Source organism: Mycetohabitans endofungorum, from assembly GCF_002927045.1.
Taxonomy (GTDB): Bacteria; Pseudomonadota; Gammaproteobacteria; order Burkholderiales; family Burkholderiaceae; genus Mycetohabitans; species Mycetohabitans endofungorum.
On the sequence record NZ_PRDW01000009.1, the window covers coordinates 1 to 16,038 of the forward strand.

At 63.8% G+C, this 16,038-nt stretch carries 15 protein-coding genes; 12 read left to right on the plus strand and 3 right to left on the minus strand.

Annotated features, from left to right (window positions below):
- Positions 1-317: 317 nt before the first annotated feature.
- A complete protein-coding gene (locus B0O95_RS09685) occupies positions 318-1,094 on the minus strand; it encodes an enoyl-CoA hydratase (protein ID WP_104077732.1) in 777 nt (258 codons plus the stop codon).
- A 125-nt stretch (positions 1,095-1,219) separates the two neighbouring features.
- Between B0O95_RS09685 and paaN the strand changes: the two genes are divergently transcribed.
- The 5 genes from paaN (at position 1,220) to paaK (ending at position 6,830) form a co-directional block, all read left to right on the plus strand.
- The gene (paaN, locus tag B0O95_RS09690) at positions 1,220-2,899 is read left to right on the plus strand and encodes a phenylacetic acid degradation protein PaaN (protein WP_104077733.1); all 1,680 of its coding nucleotides are present in this window, start codon (positions 1,220-1,222) and stop codon (positions 2,897-2,899) included.
- Positions 2,900-2,969: 70 nt separating this feature from the next.
- Positions 2,970-4,172: a 3-oxoadipyl-CoA thiolase gene (gene pcaF / locus B0O95_RS09695; RefSeq protein WP_104077734.1), complete on the plus strand. Its 1,203-nt coding sequence runs from the start codon at positions 2,970-2,972 to the stop codon at positions 4,170-4,172.
- A gap of 45 nt (positions 4,173-4,217) precedes the next feature.
- Positions 4,218-5,009, plus strand: coding sequence for a 2-(1,2-epoxy-1,2-dihydrophenyl)acetyl-CoA isomerase PaaG (paaG, locus tag B0O95_RS09700; RefSeq protein WP_104077735.1), 792 nt, complete (start codon positions 4,218-4,220; stop codon positions 5,007-5,009).
- Between the two features lies 1 nt (position 5,010).
- Complete coding sequence (gene paaI, locus B0O95_RS09705) at positions 5,011-5,481, plus strand: hydroxyphenylacetyl-CoA thioesterase PaaI (RefSeq protein ID WP_104077736.1); 471 nt, start codon at positions 5,011-5,013, stop codon at positions 5,479-5,481.
- 47 nt (positions 5,482-5,528) lie between these two features.
- Complete coding sequence (gene paaK, locus B0O95_RS09710) at positions 5,529-6,830, plus strand: phenylacetate--CoA ligase PaaK (protein ID WP_104077737.1); 1,302 nt, start codon at positions 5,529-5,531, stop codon at positions 6,828-6,830.
- Positions 6,831-6,904: 74 nt separating this feature from the next.
- Here the strand turns inward: paaK and mltA are convergent, their stop codons facing one another.
- Both mltA and apaG read right to left on the minus strand, forming a co-directional pair.
- Positions 6,905-8,032, minus strand: coding sequence for a murein transglycosylase A (gene mltA / locus B0O95_RS09715; RefSeq protein ID WP_104077843.1), 1,128 nt, complete (start codon positions 8,030-8,032; stop codon positions 6,905-6,907).
- 310 nt (positions 8,033-8,342) lie between these two features.
- On the minus strand, positions 8,343-8,717 hold the full coding sequence (gene apaG, locus B0O95_RS09720) for a Co2+/Mg2+ efflux protein ApaG (RefSeq protein ID WP_104077738.1): 375 nt from the start codon (positions 8,715-8,717) through the stop codon (positions 8,343-8,345).
- A 300-nt stretch (positions 8,718-9,017) separates the two neighbouring features.
- Here apaG and rpe point away from each other — a divergent pair, with 300 nt between their 5' ends.
- The 7 genes from rpe to B0O95_RS09755 all read left to right on the plus strand — a co-directional run bounded on the left by rpe (position 9,018) and on the right by B0O95_RS09755 (position 16,004).
- Positions 9,018-9,689, plus strand: a complete 672-nt coding sequence (rpe, locus tag B0O95_RS09725) for a ribulose-phosphate 3-epimerase (RefSeq protein ID WP_104077739.1) — start codon at positions 9,018-9,020, stop codon at positions 9,687-9,689.
- A 7-nt stretch (positions 9,690-9,696) separates the two neighbouring features.
- Positions 9,697-10,437, plus strand: a complete 741-nt coding sequence (locus tag B0O95_RS09730; RefSeq protein ID WP_104077740.1) for a phosphoglycolate phosphatase — start codon at positions 9,697-9,699, stop codon at positions 10,435-10,437.
- Positions 10,438-10,761: 324 nt separating this feature from the next.
- On the plus strand, positions 10,762-12,267 hold the full coding sequence (trpE, locus tag B0O95_RS09735) for an anthranilate synthase component I (protein ID WP_104077741.1): 1,506 nt from the start codon (positions 10,762-10,764) through the stop codon (positions 12,265-12,267).
- Between the two features lie 577 nt (positions 12,268-12,844).
- The gene (locus B0O95_RS09740; protein WP_104077742.1) at positions 12,845-13,432 is read left to right on the plus strand and encodes an aminodeoxychorismate/anthranilate synthase component II; all 588 of its coding nucleotides are present in this window, start codon (positions 12,845-12,847) and stop codon (positions 13,430-13,432) included.
- Between the two features lie 68 nt (positions 13,433-13,500).
- Entirely contained in the window at positions 13,501-14,532 is a 1,032-nt protein-coding gene (trpD, locus tag B0O95_RS09745; protein ID WP_104077844.1) for an anthranilate phosphoribosyltransferase, read from the plus strand.
- A gap of 18 nt (positions 14,533-14,550) precedes the next feature.
- Positions 14,551-15,357: an indole-3-glycerol phosphate synthase TrpC gene (gene trpC, locus B0O95_RS09750; protein ID WP_104077743.1), complete on the plus strand. Its 807-nt coding sequence runs from the start codon at positions 14,551-14,553 to the stop codon at positions 15,355-15,357.
- Positions 15,358-15,362: 5 nt separating this feature from the next.
- On the plus strand, positions 15,363-16,004 hold the full coding sequence (locus B0O95_RS09755; protein ID WP_199180490.1) for a CYTH domain-containing protein: 642 nt from the start codon (positions 15,363-15,365) through the stop codon (positions 16,002-16,004).
- Positions 16,005-16,038: the final 34 nt, after the last annotated feature.

Below are 16,038 nucleotides of genomic sequence, written 5' to 3' on the forward strand. Positions count from 1 at the left end.
ACCCGGGCTGTTACCCCCGGGCGCAGCTCGCCCGCACCATCAAGTACCCACACTTATCGGCTGTTACTTGTTAAAGAGCATCGCGCCGACTTCGCCTTAACCTGTCCGGCCTCAGCACCTGCGTCGCGTCGCTGCATCAGCAGCAGAGAAACGAGATTATGAAGATTCCTCGTCGCAGCGTCAAGAAGTTTTTGAAAACTTTTTTCACCACGGTGATTCGAGAAGATCCTACTCACCCATCCCACTTTCGCGCAACGGCATCCGCAGCGCGAAAAGTAAGATTTTAGCGACTCGCCACCCCCAACGCAAGTCCGTTTTCAACGATGCTTGAAGACGGGCTTGCGCTTCTCGACAAACGCCGCCATCCCTTCCTTCTGGTCCTCGGTGGCAAACAGCGAGTGGAACAGCCGACGCTCGAAATGCACACCCTCGGTAAGCAAGGTCTCGTACGACTGATTGATCGATTCCTTAATCATCATCACCGAAGGCAGCGAATATTCAGCAATCGTAGCCGCCGTGCTGAGCGCCTCGTCTAACAGCTGGCCTACCGCGACTACACGAGATACCAGGCCCGCGCGCTCCGCTTCGTGGGCATCCATGAACCGCCCGGTCAAGCACAGGTCCATCGCTTTGGCCTTGGAGATCGCGCGCGGCAAGCGCTGCGTGCCACCGGCGCCCGGCATGACCCCGAGCTTGACCTCCGGCAGACCGAACCGCGCGGTGTCGGCCGCGATGATGATGTCGCACATCATCGCCAGTTCGCATCCGCCGCCCAGCGCCAAGCCCGCCACTGCGGCGATCACCGGTTTGCGCACCGCACGCACCGCCTCCCAGTTGCGCGTAATGTAGTTCCCTTTGTAGACATCCATATAGGTGTACTTCGCCATCATTCCGATGTCCGCGCCGGCGGCAAATGCCTTTTCACTGCCCGTCACCACGATCGCGCCGATCTGCTCGTCGTCGTCGAACGCCTTGAGCGCCGCGCCCAACTCGTCCATCAGCGCGTCGTTCAGTGCATTAAGCACCTTCGGGCGGTGCAGCGTGATCAGCCCGACCCGTCCGCTTGTGTCGACCTGAATATTTTCGAATATCATGAATTCTCCATTGGCAAGGGGGACCCGCGAAAAAACGCCGCGCAATCCGAAAAGAATGCTACCATTTTCCAACCAACCGGTCGGTTTATTTATCCGTCTCCGCCTCACTTTCCCGACTACTCGCCATGACACATCCGCTGTTTGTAAAGCATGAATCGACGTTGACACAGGCACTTCAGGCACAGGAAACGCGTGGCTACTGGAGTCCGTTCCCCGAGATGCCCAGCCCCAAGGTGTACGGGGAAACGGCGAACGCGGACGGTGAGCAATCGTTCAAAGCGCTTTTGAACCAGACGTTCGATTTGGATCAGCCCCGCAATGGACTGGTAGGCCAGGAGCACTCGCCGTTCGGCTTCGCTTTGGGCGTGCGCTATCCGAAGGCCGATCCGGACCTGCTTTTCGCCGCCGTGGCGCGCGCGCAGCAACCATGGCAGCGTGCGGGCCGCGACACGTGGGTGGGCGTAAGCCTGGAGATTCTGCAGCGGCTGAACCGTGCGAGCTTCGAGATCGCCTACAGCGTGATGCATACGACCGGACAGGCATTCATGATGGCGTTCCAGGCCGGCGGGCCGCATGCGCAGGACCGCGCGCTCGAGGCCATCGCATGCGCATGGGACCAATTGCGGCGCATCCCGGCCCAAGCTTACTGGGAAAAGCCCCAAGGCAAGAACCCGCCGCTGGCAATGGAAAAGCACTTCACGATCGTGCCGCGCGGCATCGGCCTGGTGCTTGGCTGTTGTACCTTTCCGACATGGAACAGTTATCCGGGACTATTCGCCGATCTTGCGACCGGCAACGCGGTGGTCGTCAAACCACACCCTGGCGCGATCCTGCCGCTAGCGATCACCGTACGTATCGCGCGCGACGTGCTGCGCGAGGCCGGCTTCGATCCGAACGTCGTTACGCTGTTGGCAACGGATCCGGATGACGGCGTGCTCGTGCAGCAGCTCGCCACGCGCCCCGATGTCCGACTGATCGATTTCACGGGCAGCACGCACAACGGCAATTGGCTCGAGCGCAACGCAACCCAGGCTCACGTGTATACCGAGAAGGCGGGCGTGAACCAGATTGTCATCGACTCGGTCGAGGACATCAAGGCGGTCGCACGCAATATCGCATTCTCGCTGGCGCTGTACTCGGGCCAGATGTGTACCGCGCCACAAAACATCTATGTGCCGCGCGACGGCATCCGCACCGCCGATGGTACGCTTAGCTTCGACGAAGTCGGCCAAGCAATCGCCGAGGCCGTCCAGAAATTGACGTCGGACCCAGCCAAGGCGGTCGAATTAATCGGAGCCCTCCAAAACGACGCCGTAGTGCAGCGCATCGAACGGGCGCGCTCGCTCGGTACCGTGCTATTGGACAGCCAGCCGCTCGTGCATCCCGCGTTCGAGCATGCACGAGTGCACACGCCGCTGCTGGTCAAGCTGGATGCGGCCACCGACCAGAACCGGTTTACGCAGGAATGGTTTGGCCCAATCGCATTCGTCATCGCGACGGATTCCACCGCGCAATCGCTGGCGCTGGCCGGCTCGATTGCCGCACAGCACGGCGCGCTGACGCTATCCGTATACAGTGGTGACGAGGCAGTGCAGCAAGCCGCGCACGAAGCGGCGATCGAAGGCGGCGTCGCGCTGTCGCTGAACTTGACCGGCGGCGTGTTCGTGAACCAGTCCGCGGCGTTCTCGGACTTCCACGGCACCGGTGCGAACCCAGCGGCCAATGCGACGCTGACCGACGCTGCGTTCGTGGCGAACCGCTTCCGCGTCGTGCAAAGCCGCGCGCACGTAGCACCGCGCGGCTGAGCGGCGCCACCCGGCATTGCTCCACACCGACGAGAACGACGCTACTCGACAAGCGCAGGCGACTGGCACCATGATCGAAGCTTTTATCTGTGATGCAATCCGCACGCCGTTTGGCCGCTATGGCGGCACGCTAAAAGACGTTCGCGCAGACGACCTTGGCGCGATCCCGATCAAGGCGCTGCTCGAGCGTTATCCGTCAATGGACTGGGCGGCGGTGGACGACGTGATCTACGGCTGCGCGAATCAGGCCGGCGAAGACAACCGCAACGTCGCCCGGATGGCGGCGCTGCTCGCCGGCCTGCCCGTTGACGTGCCGGGCGCCACGGTAAACCGGCTATGCGGCTCGGGCATGGATGCGATCGGCACCGCGGCGCGGGCGATCCGCGCAGGTGACGCGTCGCTGATGCTAGCCGGCGGTGTCGAGAGCATGACGCGCGCGCCGTTCGTGATGGGCAAGGCCAGCGCCGCGTTCTCGCGCCAGGCCGAAGTCTTCGATACGACGATTGGCTGGCGTTTCGTGAACCGGCTGATGAAACAGCAGTACGGCATCGATTCGATGCCGCAGACCGCCGAAAACGTCGCGGTCGCCTATAACGTGAGCCGTACCGACCAGGATGCATTTGCGTTACGCAGCCAGCAAAAGGCCGCACGCGCGCAGCGTGACGGCGTGCTGGCTGCCGAGATCGTGCCGGTCACCGTGCCGTCCCGCAACGGCGATGCGATCGTGGTGCAGCACGACGAGCATCCGCGCGAAACGTCGATGGAAGCACTGGCCAAGCTCGGCGGTGTGGTATGCCCAGATGGCACCGTCACCGCCGGCAATGCGTCCGGCATCAACGATGGCGCATGTGCGCTGCTGATCGCCAGCGAAGCAGCCGCACGCGCGCACGGGCTCACGCCGAAGGCGCGCGTGCTCGGCATGGCAACAGCGGGAGTCGAGCCACGCGTGATGGGCATCGGACCGGCGCCCGCGACGCGCAAGCTGCTGCGGCAATTGAACATGACGCTCGAGCAGTTCGACGTCATCGAGTTAAACGAAGCATTCGCTGCACAAGGCCTGGCCGTGCTACGGCTGCTGGGCATCGACGACGACGACCCGCGCGTGAACCCGAACGGCGGAGCGATCGCGCTCGGCCACCCGCTCGGCGCATCCGGCGCGCGGCTGGTAACGGCCGCAATGTACCAGTTGCACCGCAACGGCGGCCGCTATGCATTGTGCACGATGTGCATTGGAGTCGGACAGGGCATCGCATTGGCCATCGAGCGCGTCTGAAGTCGGCCTCGCGCATTCATTTCGCCTAGGCAGGAGGGAACTCCCATGACTTACACGTCAATTCTGCTCGACATCGACGCAGCCGCTCACGTCGCAACCATTACGCTGAACCGCCCGGACAAGCTCAACAGCTTCACCCGCGCGATGCACGCCGAGCTACGCGCGGCGCTGGATGAGGTGCAGCGCTCGGGTGCCCGGGCGCTGGTACTGACAGGCGCAGGAAAGGCATTTTGCGCGGGCCAGGACCTCGCGGACCTCGACTTCACGCCCGGCCATGAAACCGACCTGGGCGAGCTAATCGATCAAAACTTCAATGCACTCGTGCGACGGCTGCAGCAGCTGCCGCTGCCGGTGACCGCAGCAGTCAACGGCACGGCAGCAGGCGCCGGCGCGAACCTGGCGTTGGCATGCGACATCACACTTGCCGCGCGTTCGAGCCGTTTCATCCAGGCTTTCGTGAAAATCGGGCTGGTACCGGACACTGGCGGCACGTGGACGCTGCCACGACGAGTCGGTATCGCTCGCGCGCTGGGACTGTCGCTCACTGGCGAGAAGCTCAGCGCGGAGAAGGCCGAAGCGTGGGGCCTGATCTGGCGCGTCGTTGACGATGCGGCCCTTCTGCCACAAGCGCGGAAGCTCGCCGCGGAACTCGCGCAGCAGCCCACCGCCGCGATCGTCGCGACCCGGCAGGCCATCCGCAGCGGCGCAACGCTGGATTTGGATGTACAGCTGGATCTTGAACGCGACCTGCAGCACAAGCTTGGCGCGTCACACGACTATGCGGAAGGCGTGCGCGCGTTCATCGAGAAACGTCAACCCCGTTTTGAAGGACACTGAGATGGACCACTCTTCCCCCACCGACGCCGAATCCGGCGTGGTGCAAGCCGAACTGCTCGCGCGCGACTGTGCTGCGGCGATGTATGAGAACGATGCGTGCACCCGCTGGCTCGGCATTCAGGTAGTCGAAGTTCGGCCCGGCTATGCGCGCGCGACGATGCAGGTGCGCGCTGAATTTCTGAATGGCCACGATATCTGCCACGGTGGGTTGATCTTCACGCTTGCCGATTCGGCATTCGCATTTGCGTGCAACACTTATAACGTGAATACGGTGGCAGCCGGATGCACGATCGAATACCTGCGGCCGGTGCACCGCGGCGACGCGCTAACCGCGGAAGCCGTGGAGCAGGTGCGATCTGGGCGCACCGGCCTCTACGATATCCGTGTGACCAATCGCGCCGGCGAGCCGGTCGCGATGTTTCGCGGCAAGTCGGCACACATCAAAGGGAACGTCATTCGATCGAACGATTGACGCCCGCTACAAGCTACAGGACAGACACAACAATAAGGAGAATTTCGATGAACACTGCGCTGCCGCTGGAGCCGATTGAAAAGGCTAGCCGCGACGAATTACAAGCCTTGCAGCTTGAACGGCTGAAGAAAACCTTGGCGCACGCGTATGCGCATTCACCGGTCTACCGGCGCAAGTTCGATGAGGCGGCCGTGCATCCCGACGACTTGAAGACGCTGGCGGACCTGTCTCGCTTTCCGTTCACGACGAAGCAGGACTTTCGCGATAACTATCCGTTCGGCATGTTCGCCGTGCCGATGGACCAGGTCTCGCGCATCCATGGTTCGTCCGGTACCACCGGCAAGCCAACCGTGGTCGGCTACACGGCCAACGACATCGACATGTGGGCCAACCTCATGGCGCGCTCCATCCGCGCGGCAGGGGCGCGGCGCGGCGACAAGGTCCATGTCAGCTACGGCTATGGGCTCTTTACCGGTGGTCTGGGCGCGCACTACGGGGCGGAGCGTGCGGGCCTGACCGTGATCCCGTTCGGTGGCGGGCAGACCGAGAAGCAAGTCCAGCTGATCCAGGACTTTCGCCCCGATATCATCATGGTCACGCCGAGCTACATGCTATCGATCGCCGATGAATTCGAGCGACGCGACCTGAATCCGGCCGAATCGTCGTTGCGCATCGGCATCTTCGGCGCAGAGCCGTGGACCAACGACATGCGCGCGGCGATCGAGAAACGCATGGGCATCGACGCGGTGGACATCTATGGGCTGTCAGAGATTATCGGCCCCGGCGTCGCCTCCGAATACGCGGAAACCAAGGACGGCCCGACGATCTGGGAAGACCACTTCTATCCGGAAATCATCGACCCGGACACTGGCGAGGTGCTGCCCGAAGGCGTATTCGGCGAGCTGGTGTTCACCTCGCTGACCAAAGAGGCTTTGCCAATCATCCGCTATCGCACCCGTGATCTAAGCCGGCTGCTGCCCGGCACCGCGCGCGCGATGCGGCGCATGGAGAAGATCACCGGCCGCTGCGATGACATGATGATCATCCGGGGCGTGAATGTGTTCCCGTCGCAAATCGAGGAGCTGTTGCTCAAGTACGCCACCGTGCTTGCCCCTCATTACCAGATCGTGCTGACCAAGGAAGGCCCGCTCGACGTGATGACGATCCATGTCGAGCCCCGTCCGGAATCGGCGCTGGACGAACGCGCGGTCGCAGTGGCACGGGCGAGCCTGGCGCACGATGTCAAGGCGCTGGTCGGCGTCACGGCGCAAATCGCCACCTTGCCAGTGAACAGCATCGAGCGCTCAGTGGGCAAGGCGCGCCGCGTCGTGGACAAACGTCGTGCGTAAGCCTAAGGCCTGAGCCGATGGCGGCCACGCGCAACACCGCCGCTCAACAGTTGAGCAGCAGCCACATCCGCCGCTCAACTGTTGGGCAGCAGCAGCCACATCCGGCCGCCCTGCTTCATCCGGCCGGCCAGGTCGCCCGCGTCATCACCCAGTCCCCAGAAGTAGTCGGCCCGCACGCCGCCTTTGATCGCGCTGCCCACATCCTGCGCGAACACCAGCCGGTTCATCGGCTGATTCGACAATGGTCGGGTGGTCTGCAGGAATACCGGCGTGCCGAGCGGGATCGACGTCGGGTCGACTGCGATCGAGCGCTCGGGCGTGAGCGGCACACCCAACGCACCGACCGGCCCGTTGGCTCCGCCGCTGGGCACGCCTTCGCTGGATGGCACCTCCTTGAAGAACACGAAGCGCGGATTCACGTCTAGCAGGGCATCGACGCGCAACCGGTTCGCCCGGGCCCATGCCTTAATTCCCTGCATCGTCGCCTGCGCCGGTAAAAGCTCGCCACGATCGATCAGCCAACGGCCGATCGAACGATACGGCTGGTTGTTGGTGCCACTGTAACCGACACGCATCACCGTACCGTCGTCGAGCAATACCCGGCCGGAGCCTTGCACCTGCAGAAAAAACGCCTCGATCGGATCATCCACGTAGACAAGCTCGTTGCCGGCCAGCATGTCGGAGCGTATCAGCTGTGCACGCGGCGGCAACACCGCGCCCGGGCGGGCTGCCCTCGGCCAGCAATACAATGGGTACAGGTACGGCGCACGCCGGTACCGGGACCCATGCAACAACGGCTCGTAGTAGCCAGTGACGAGACCGTCGAGTGTGCCGTCGCTATTGGCCAGCACAAACGGCGTGAAATACGTCTCGAAAAACGTACGCGCGGCGGCCACGTCAAGATCATCCAGTTGCTGCGCGGCAACACACGCGCGCCGCCAATTCGCCAGACTGTTCATGCGCGCACAGTTCTGCCGCAGCGCGGCGGTAGTTCCGATCAGGCTGTCCTCCTGCCAGCCGGGCACCTGCTGCCAGCTGACCGGCGTGAGCCGCGCACCGACCAGCGCCTGCTGGCTCGGCGCGGCAACAACCGGCGGCACGCGCGTCACCGGCCGCACGGCCCCGCCACCACCGCATGAGGCCAGCACCACCGCCGCGACGATCGTCGCGATCAGCGCCGCGGCGCGGCCCCAGCGCCGCACACCGGCTGCATGCCGGCCCGTTGCGGCCACCCGCCTCGGCCCGCTGCTATGCGCGCCACCGTTACCATGCGCGCAACCGTTAAAATGCTCGCTCGTTTCCCAAACCGTCATGTCTGCGTTCTTCACCGCTTGCCCGTGGCTACTGCCCACGATTGAAATACTGCTGCCGATTGGATTGCTCGCGTACATCGTATGGTACGTGCGCCGCCCGCCGCGCAAGCGCGATTGACGCCCTGCGGCGCTGCGCCGGCCGGCTGCCATGGCGCTCCACGCCGGAGCGGTCGCGGCGCCGCGCCGCCATCGTGCGCGCTCAATGCAGCATGCGCGGCATGCACAGCACAAATTCCGCTACCGGCGCCTCGAAGCGCGTACCGTCCTCGGCCACGCAAAAGTACTCGCCGCGCATCGTGCCGACCGGCGTCGCAATGACCGCCCAGCTCGTATATTCGAATTGCTCGCCCGGCCGCAGCAATGGCTGATGCCCGACGACCCCGAGCCCTTTGACCTCTTGCACCCTCGCCTCGCTGTCGGTGATGATCCAATGGCGCGCAATCAGCTGCGAGGCGACCTGTCCGGTATTGCGTATCGTCAACGTGTAGGCAAACGCATATTGCTGGCGCTCGGGGTCGGACTGGTCCGGCAGATAGGCCGCCTGTGCCGAGACGCTCAATTCGTACTGACTCATCCTGGATTCCAGTAAAGGTCGCGCAATACGGGCGCGCGCTCACCCGTGGCGCGAGCATGCAGGTCCCTGCGCATCGCATTTTCGTTGATGCGCCTGCGTGTCGCAACCTGCAATGCGATATGGCTGACCCGATGTGACCGACCCGACGTGGCTGGCCTGACGTGGCTAATCCGATGTGGCCGACGTGACGTCGCTAGCGTGACGCGATCCATTGACACATCGACGCGGGTATCAGGGCGTCGCGCCGGCACGCTAGAATAACGCTTTGTCTGCCGCTCAGCGCCCCCAACGAGTTCCAAGATGACTTTTCGCATCGCCCCAAGCATTCTTTCCGCCGACTTCGCCCGCCTCGGCGAAGAAGTGCGCAACGTAGTCGCCGCCGGCGCCGACTGGATCCACTTCGACGTGATGGACAACCATTACGTACCCAACCTGACGATCGGCCCGATGGTCTGTGAAGCGATCCGCCCGCACGTCAACGTGCCGATCGACGTGCATCTGATGGTCCGTCCGGTGGACCGCCTCGTGCCGGACTTCGCAAGGGCGGGCGCGAACGTGATCAGCTTCCATCCAGAGGCGTCCGACCATATCGATCGCACTTTATCACTGATCAGGGACCACGGTTGCAAGGCGGGATTGGCATTCAATCCCGCCACGTCTTTGAACTACCTGGACCACGTGATGGACCGCGTCGACCTGGTGCTGATTATGTCGGTGAATCCCGGTTTCGGTGGACAGTCGTTCATTTCCGAGGCACTGAACAAGCTGCGTGAGGCGCGGCGGCGCATCGACGCGTATGCGGCGCAGACGGGCCGCGAGATCCACCTGCAGGTGGACGGCGGCGTGAAGGCCGACAACATCGCGCAAATCGCGGCCGCCGGCGCCGATACGTTTGTCGCGGGTTCGGCAATCTTCGGGCAGCCCGACTACCGACAGGTGATCAACCAGATGCGCGCCGCACTCGGGCGGTGAGCGCGCGATGACTGCCACCAGCCTGACACCGGTCGCCGATGACAATCGTCGCGGTGCACCCACCATCGGACCGGTCGAGGCCGCGATCGTCGATTTGGATGGCACGATGGTCGATACCGCCGGCGATTTCACGGCAGCACTCAACGCGGTGCTCGACGAGCTCGACTTGCCGCCGATCGACCAAGCCGAAGTCGTCGCCTACGTCGGCAAGGGCTCCGAGCACCTCGTGTGCAGCGTGCTGTCGGCACGCCTGCCGCCAGCCGAGGCCGAGCAGCAGTTCGACGTAGCACTGGCCGGGTACCAGCGGGCATACGCGGTGGTCAATGGCCGCCACACGCGGCTCTACCCGGACGTGATCCGCGGGCTGGACGCATTCGAGGCTGCACGGATCAAGCTTGCATGCGTGACCAACAAACCGCTTCGATTCGCGCTCGAGTTGCTCGAGCAGCATGGCCTGCGGCCGTATTTCGAAGTGGTGCTCGGCGGCGACAGCCTGCCGCGGAAAAAGCCGGACCCATTGCCGATGCTAGCCGCGTGCGACGCGCTCGGCGTGCCGCCCACGCGGGCGGTCGCGATCGGCGACTCGGAAAACGACGCGCGCGCGGCGCGCGCCGCCGGGCTCGCGACGTTGACCGTACCATACGGTTACAACCACGGCCAACCTGTACAATCGATCGACTCGGATGGTATAGTGGGCTCGCTGCTGGAGGCGGCCAGCCGGGTAACGGCGCCACACGCCACGCAATAGCGTCCATCCCGGGGTATCCGCTACCATCGTCATGTTTCTAAACAGAAAACGCAGTCTTGACAGTATCGACCGGGGAGCCTGGCCCTGGCGCCGCTGGCACGACTGAGCGCGATCTCGCGCCGAAGCTTGTTGCTTGCCGGGTTTCGATTTCCCCGTTTTTTGTTTTCGTTGTCGCCCCTGGCATCGCGGCCGTGTCTGCGATACGCGCCATGTAGCGCCGCCGCGTCCCGGTACGTTGGCTTCGGCACCTACGCTGCGACCGGGCCACGACATTGGCTCGGTGCATGCCGCGCCGTGCACCGAGCGCCAATAGGACTTGCCAACATGACCGAGCTTGAATTCCAGTCCCTTGCCAACAAAGGCTACAACCGCATTGCGCTGATTGCTGAGGCGCTCGCCGACCTTGATACGCCGCTGTCGCTGTATCTGAAACTTGCTCAACCCGAACGAGGAGGCGCGAATTCGTTTCTGCTCGAGTCGGTGGTCGGCGGCGAACGCTTCGGCCGCTATTCATTCATCGGCCTGCCCGCCCACACCTTGTTGCGTACGCGGCAAGCTGACAGCGCCGGCATCACCGAAGTGGTGCGCGACGGCCAGGTCATCGAAACGCACGAAGGCGATCCGTTTGCATTCATTGCGCAGTTCCAGGCGCGTTTCAAAGTCGCGCTCCGGCCCGGCATGCCCCGTTTCTGCGGCGGCCTGGCGGGTTACTTCGGCTACGACGCGGTGCGCTTCATCGAGAAGAAGCTCGCGCATTCGACGCCCAAGGACGATCTGGGCCTGCCGGACATCCAGCTACTGTTGACCGAAGAAGTGGCAGTGATCGACAACCTGGCCGGCAAGCTCTACCTGATCATCTACGCCGATCCGGGTGCACCGGAGGCGTACACGCGCGCCAAGCAGCGGCTGCGCGAATTGCGCGACCGGTTGCGCAGCCCGGCCCAGCCTCCGGTCACGTCGCCGACGATGCGCACTGACACCTATCGCGAGTTCGTCAAGGACGACTATCTGGCCGCGGTGCGCAAGGCCAAGGAATACATCGCCGCCGGCGAGCTGATGCAGGTGCAAATCGGGCAGCGGATTTCGAAACCGTTTCGCGACCATCCCCTGTCGCTGTATCGCGCGCTGCGCTCGCTGAACCCGTCGCCGTATATGTATTTCTACAACTTCGGTGACTTCCACGTGGTCGGCGCGTCACCTGAGATCCTGGTGCGGCAGGAAGAGCGCGGCGGCGAGCAGATCGTGACGATCCGTCCGCTGGCCGGCACGCGCGCGCGCGGCAATACGCCGGAGCGCGACGCGCAGTTGGCGACGGAGTTGCTGAACGACCCGAAGGAGATCGCCGAGCACGTGATGCTAATTGATCTCGCGCGCAATGACGTCGGCCGCATCGCGCAAACGGGCTCTGTGGTCGTCACCGACAAGATGGTGATCGAAAAATACTCGCACGTGCAGCACATCGTCAGCTCGGTCGAGGGCAAGCTCAAGCCCGGCATGACGCCCTTCGATGTGCTGCGCGCCACGTTCCCAGCCGGCACGCTGTCCGGCGCCCCGAAGGTCCGCGCACTGGAATTGATCGATGAACTCGAGCCGGTCAAGCGCGGCCTGTACGGCGGCGCGGTCGGTTATCTGTCATTTTCCGGCGAGATGGATCTGGCGATCACAATCCGCACCGGCGTGATCCACGGCGGCAACTTGTACACGCAGGCCGCCGCCGGCATCGTCGCTGATTCGGTACCTGAAGCGGAATGGCAGGAAACCGAGAACAAAGCGCGTGCCGTATTGCGCGCCGCCGAGCACGTGCAGGATGGCCTGGATGCGCAGTTCTGACAGGGCGCTCCCCCATTGAGCGACGCGTGCCCGCCGCAAACCGGATTGTGTCATTTGGGTCGACAGGCCCGCGCACGAAACGCTACAATGAACCCGACGACCGACCCGGCCAGCGCGCCGGGCCGCTATTTCAGCCAGGCGTAACCAATGTTTCGAACCACGTTGACCCGCGCAGCCCAGTGGTGGCGCTTCCGCTAGGAAGCGGCACGTCGTCGTGGTTCGCCCACCGCACTTTGCCGCCGTATCCGGTGGCAGGTTTACAACCCTGATAGGGCTACGGTACGGCGGCTCCAAGCTCAAGGAGATTGCCGATGCCGTTGACAGATCCAGCCGTCGCCAACACGCCCGAACCGCTCGATGCGGGCCCCGTCGTCGTCCCTGCTGTGGCACGCGCAGCCGGTTGCGCGTGCCACGCCCGCGCGCTGCGCGCCCGCGTTCATGTTCGCTCTCGTTTGCGTCGGGCGCCTGTGGCAACCCCGCCTGTGGCGGCCCCCTGCCGGGCCACACTAAGCAGGTTCGTGGGCCAGCAGCCTCATCGCGTCGATTTTTCGTTCAATATCAGTCCATTGGGTGCCGTATGCTGCTGATGATCGATAACTATGACTCGTTCACCTACAACCTCGTCCAGTACTTTGGCGAGTTGGGCGAGCAAGTGCGGACCTACCGCAATGACGAGATCACCTGCGACGAGGTCGCCGCGCTAAACCCGCAGCGTATCTGCCTGTCGCCTGGACCAAGCAATCCGCAACACGCCGGCGTGACACTCTCGGTGATCCAACGCTTCGCCGGCCGCATCCCGATGCTTGGCATATGCCTGGGACACCAGGCGATCGGCGAGGCGTTCGGCGGCCGCATCGTGCGAGCCAAGACGATCATGCATGGCAAAGTCAGCGAAATCGAGACCGATCGGCGGGGGATCTTCGCCGATCTACCGCACTGCTTTAAGGTCACGCGGTACCACTCGCTGGCCATCGAGCGCGACACGCTGCCCGACTGCCTGGAGGTCTGCGCATGGACCGACGATGGCGAAATCATGGGCGTGCGCCACAAGACGCTGCCGATCGAGGGTGTGCAGTTCCACCCGGAATCGATCTTGTCCGAGCATGGCCATGCACTGCTTGAGAATTTCATCGCTCAAAGCCGCACTGCGGCGCTTACCCGATGAACGCGCGCCCTACCGGCGTGATGCCCCTGTCGCCCCCGCTCACTGGCCTAACCCGCACGGAGAACCGGATGCCCATCACCCCGCAGGAAGCGCTGCAGCGTACCATCGAGCACCGCGAGATCTTCCATGACGAGATGCTGCACTTGATGCGGATGATCATGCGCGGAGAAATGTCGCCGGTCATGGCGGCCGCTATCATCACCGGGCTGCGCGTGAAGAAGGAAACGATCGGAGAGATCACCGCGGCGGCAACCGTCATGCGCGAGTTCGCCCACCACGTGCAGATAGCCGACAACCGGCACTTTGTCGATATCGTGGGCACCGGCGGCGACGGCTCGCATACGTTCAATATCTCCACGGCAACCATGTTCGTGACCGCCGCAGCCGGCGCAAAGGTCGCCAAGCATGGCAATCGCAGCGTGTCCTCCAAGTCCGGCAGCGCCGATGTGCTCGAGGCGCTCGGCGTCAACATCAACCTAACGCCGGAACAGGTGGCGCAGTCTATCGAGGCGACCGGCATGGGGTTCATGTTCGCGCCGAACCACCATCCGGCGATGAAGAACGTCGCGCCGATCCGTCGCGAAATGGGGGTACGCACGATCTTCAATATACTGGGGCCGTTGACCAATCCGGCTGGGGCACCGAACCAACTACAAGGCGTGTTCCACGAGGATCTGGTCGGCATCCAGGTCCGGGTGATGCAACGGCTTGGCGCAAACCACGTGCTGGTCGTCTACGGGCGCGACGGGATGGACGAAGTATCGCTCGGCGCGGCGACACGGGTCGGCGAGTTGCGCGATGGCCAGGTGCATGAATACGAAATCCATCCCGAGGACTTTGGCCTGCAAATGGTGTCGAATCGCTCCCTGAAGGTCGCCAACGCGGACGAATCGAAAACAATGCTGCTCAGCGCACTGGACAATACGCCGGGTACCGCCCGCGAGATCGTCGCGCTCAATGCCGGTGCCGCGCTGTATGCGGCCAACGTCGTCGCCTCGATCGGCGACGGGATCCGGCAAGCGCGTGAGGCAATCGCCAGCGGAGCCGCCCGTGCGAAGGTCGATGAACTTGTCCGTTTCACGCAGCAGTTGAGTCATTGAGTCAAACAGAGCACCACCATGACTGATATTCTCGATCGCATCATTGCAGTCAAGCGCGATGAGATCCGTGCCGCGCAGGCGAGTGCGCCTCTGGCAGAGTTGCAACTGAGCGCCCACGCGCGGCGCGGCGACCTACGCGACTTCGTTGCGGCGTTGCGTGTCAAGCACGCGCTCGGACAGCCGGCGATCATCACCGAGGTGAAAAAGGCCAGCCCCTCCAAGGGCGTGTTGCGCGAAACCTTCGTGCCAGCCGACATTGCGTGCTCGTACGCGCAGCACGGCGCCGCATGCTTGTCGGTACTCACGGACGTGCAGTTTTTCCAGGGCAGCGCGCACTACCTCCAGCAGGCTCGCGACGCGTGCATGCTGCCCGTGCTGCGCAAGGACTTCATCATCGACCCGTACCAGGTGCTGGAGGCGCGTGCGATGGGTGCGGACTGCATCCTGCTGATCGCCGCCGCGCTGGAGCCAGCGCAGATGCGCGAGCTGGAAGCGTACGCGCATTCGCTGGGGCTCGCGGTGCTGGTGGAAGTGCACAACGCGCACGAACTGGACGTGGCGTTGACGCTGAAGACACCGCTGATCGGCGTCAACAATCGCAACCTGCGCACGTTCGCCGTCACGCTGGACACCACACTTGGGCTCCTCGACAGCATTCCCGACGAGCGTATCGTGGTAACCGAGTCGGGGATCCTGACGCGCGACGACGTGGACCGGATGCGTGCAGCCGGCGTTCATACTTTCCTGGTCGGTGAAGCGTTCATGCGCGCGGACAATCCCGGTGCCGCGCTCGCCGACATGTTTTTCGGACCGCAACGTCCATGACGACGATGAGCATCGAACGCGAAATCAAGCTTACGCTGCCGGCATCGCGGGTCGAGGCCGCCCGCGCGCTGCTCACCGAGTTGAGCGGACATGACGGCCAACCGGTCGCCCTCGCCAATCTCTACTTCGATACGCCCGACGGCAGGCTCGCGCGCGCCGGCGGTGCATTGCGATTGCGACGCACGCCTGATGGCTGGCTGCAGACCTTCAAGTTTGGCGGCGGCGCGTCGGGCGGGGTGCACAGCCGCCATGAATGGGAAATGACGGTGGCCGGCGACGCGCTCGAACTCGACGCGCTGCTCGCCGCGTGCGGCGACGCGCAAGCGCGCGCGCTCGTGCGCAACGCTGCGGCGACGCTCGTGCCCCTGTTTCGCACCGACTTCACGCGCACGCTATGGCCGCTTTACTGGACCGGCACACCCATCGAAGCCGCGCTGGACATTGGCGAAGTGCAGGCCGAGGTGGACGGCGCAATGCGGCGTGCGCCGATCTGCGAAATCGAACTTGAACTGAAGGATGCGCCGAAGGCCAGTGCGCATGCAGCCCTCGACGCGCTCGCCGCCGTCATCAAGCAGCGCTTGCCGGGCACCACGTCCGAGGACGTCAGCAAAGCCGAACGGGGTTATCGGTTGCGCAGCGGCCAGTAAACCATCCGTTGTTGCCGGGCGCCCACCCTTTTAT

What these genes read in the sequence shown, in the direction of transcription:
- B0O95_RS09685 (WP_104077732.1), bottom strand. Translation starts at nt 1,094, where the DNA reads ATGATATTCGAAAATATTCAGGTCGACACAAGCGGACGGGTCGGGCTG.
- paaN (WP_104077733.1), top strand. Translation starts at nt 1,220, where the DNA reads ATGACACATCCGCTGTTTGTAAAGCATGAATCGACGTTGACACAGGCA.
- pcaF (WP_104077734.1), top strand. Translation starts at nt 2,970, where the DNA reads ATGATCGAAGCTTTTATCTGTGATGCAATCCGCACGCCGTTTGGCCGC.
- paaG (WP_104077735.1), top strand. Translation starts at nt 4,218, where the DNA reads ATGACTTACACGTCAATTCTGCTCGACATCGACGCAGCCGCTCACGTC.
- paaI (WP_104077736.1), top strand. Translation starts at nt 5,011, where the DNA reads ATGGACCACTCTTCCCCCACCGACGCCGAATCCGGCGTGGTGCAAGCC.
- paaK (WP_104077737.1), top strand. Translation starts at nt 5,529, where the DNA reads ATGAACACTGCGCTGCCGCTGGAGCCGATTGAAAAGGCTAGCCGCGAC.
- apaG (WP_104077738.1), bottom strand. Translation starts at nt 8,717, where the DNA reads ATGAGTCAGTACGAATTGAGCGTCTCGGCACAGGCGGCCTATCTGCCG.
- rpe (WP_104077739.1), top strand. Translation starts at nt 9,018, where the DNA reads ATGACTTTTCGCATCGCCCCAAGCATTCTTTCCGCCGACTTCGCCCGC.
- B0O95_RS09730 (WP_104077740.1), top strand. Translation starts at nt 9,697, where the DNA reads ATGACTGCCACCAGCCTGACACCGGTCGCCGATGACAATCGTCGCGGT.
- trpE (WP_104077741.1), top strand. Translation starts at nt 10,762, where the DNA reads ATGACCGAGCTTGAATTCCAGTCCCTTGCCAACAAAGGCTACAACCGC.
- B0O95_RS09740 (WP_104077742.1), top strand. Translation starts at nt 12,845, where the DNA reads ATGCTGCTGATGATCGATAACTATGACTCGTTCACCTACAACCTCGTC.
- trpD (WP_104077844.1), top strand. Translation starts at nt 13,501, where the DNA reads ATGCCCATCACCCCGCAGGAAGCGCTGCAGCGTACCATCGAGCACCGC.
- trpC (WP_104077743.1), top strand. Translation starts at nt 14,551, where the DNA reads ATGACTGATATTCTCGATCGCATCATTGCAGTCAAGCGCGATGAGATC.
- B0O95_RS09755 (WP_199180490.1), top strand. Translation starts at nt 15,363, where the DNA reads ATGAGCATCGAACGCGAAATCAAGCTTACGCTGCCGGCATCGCGGGTC.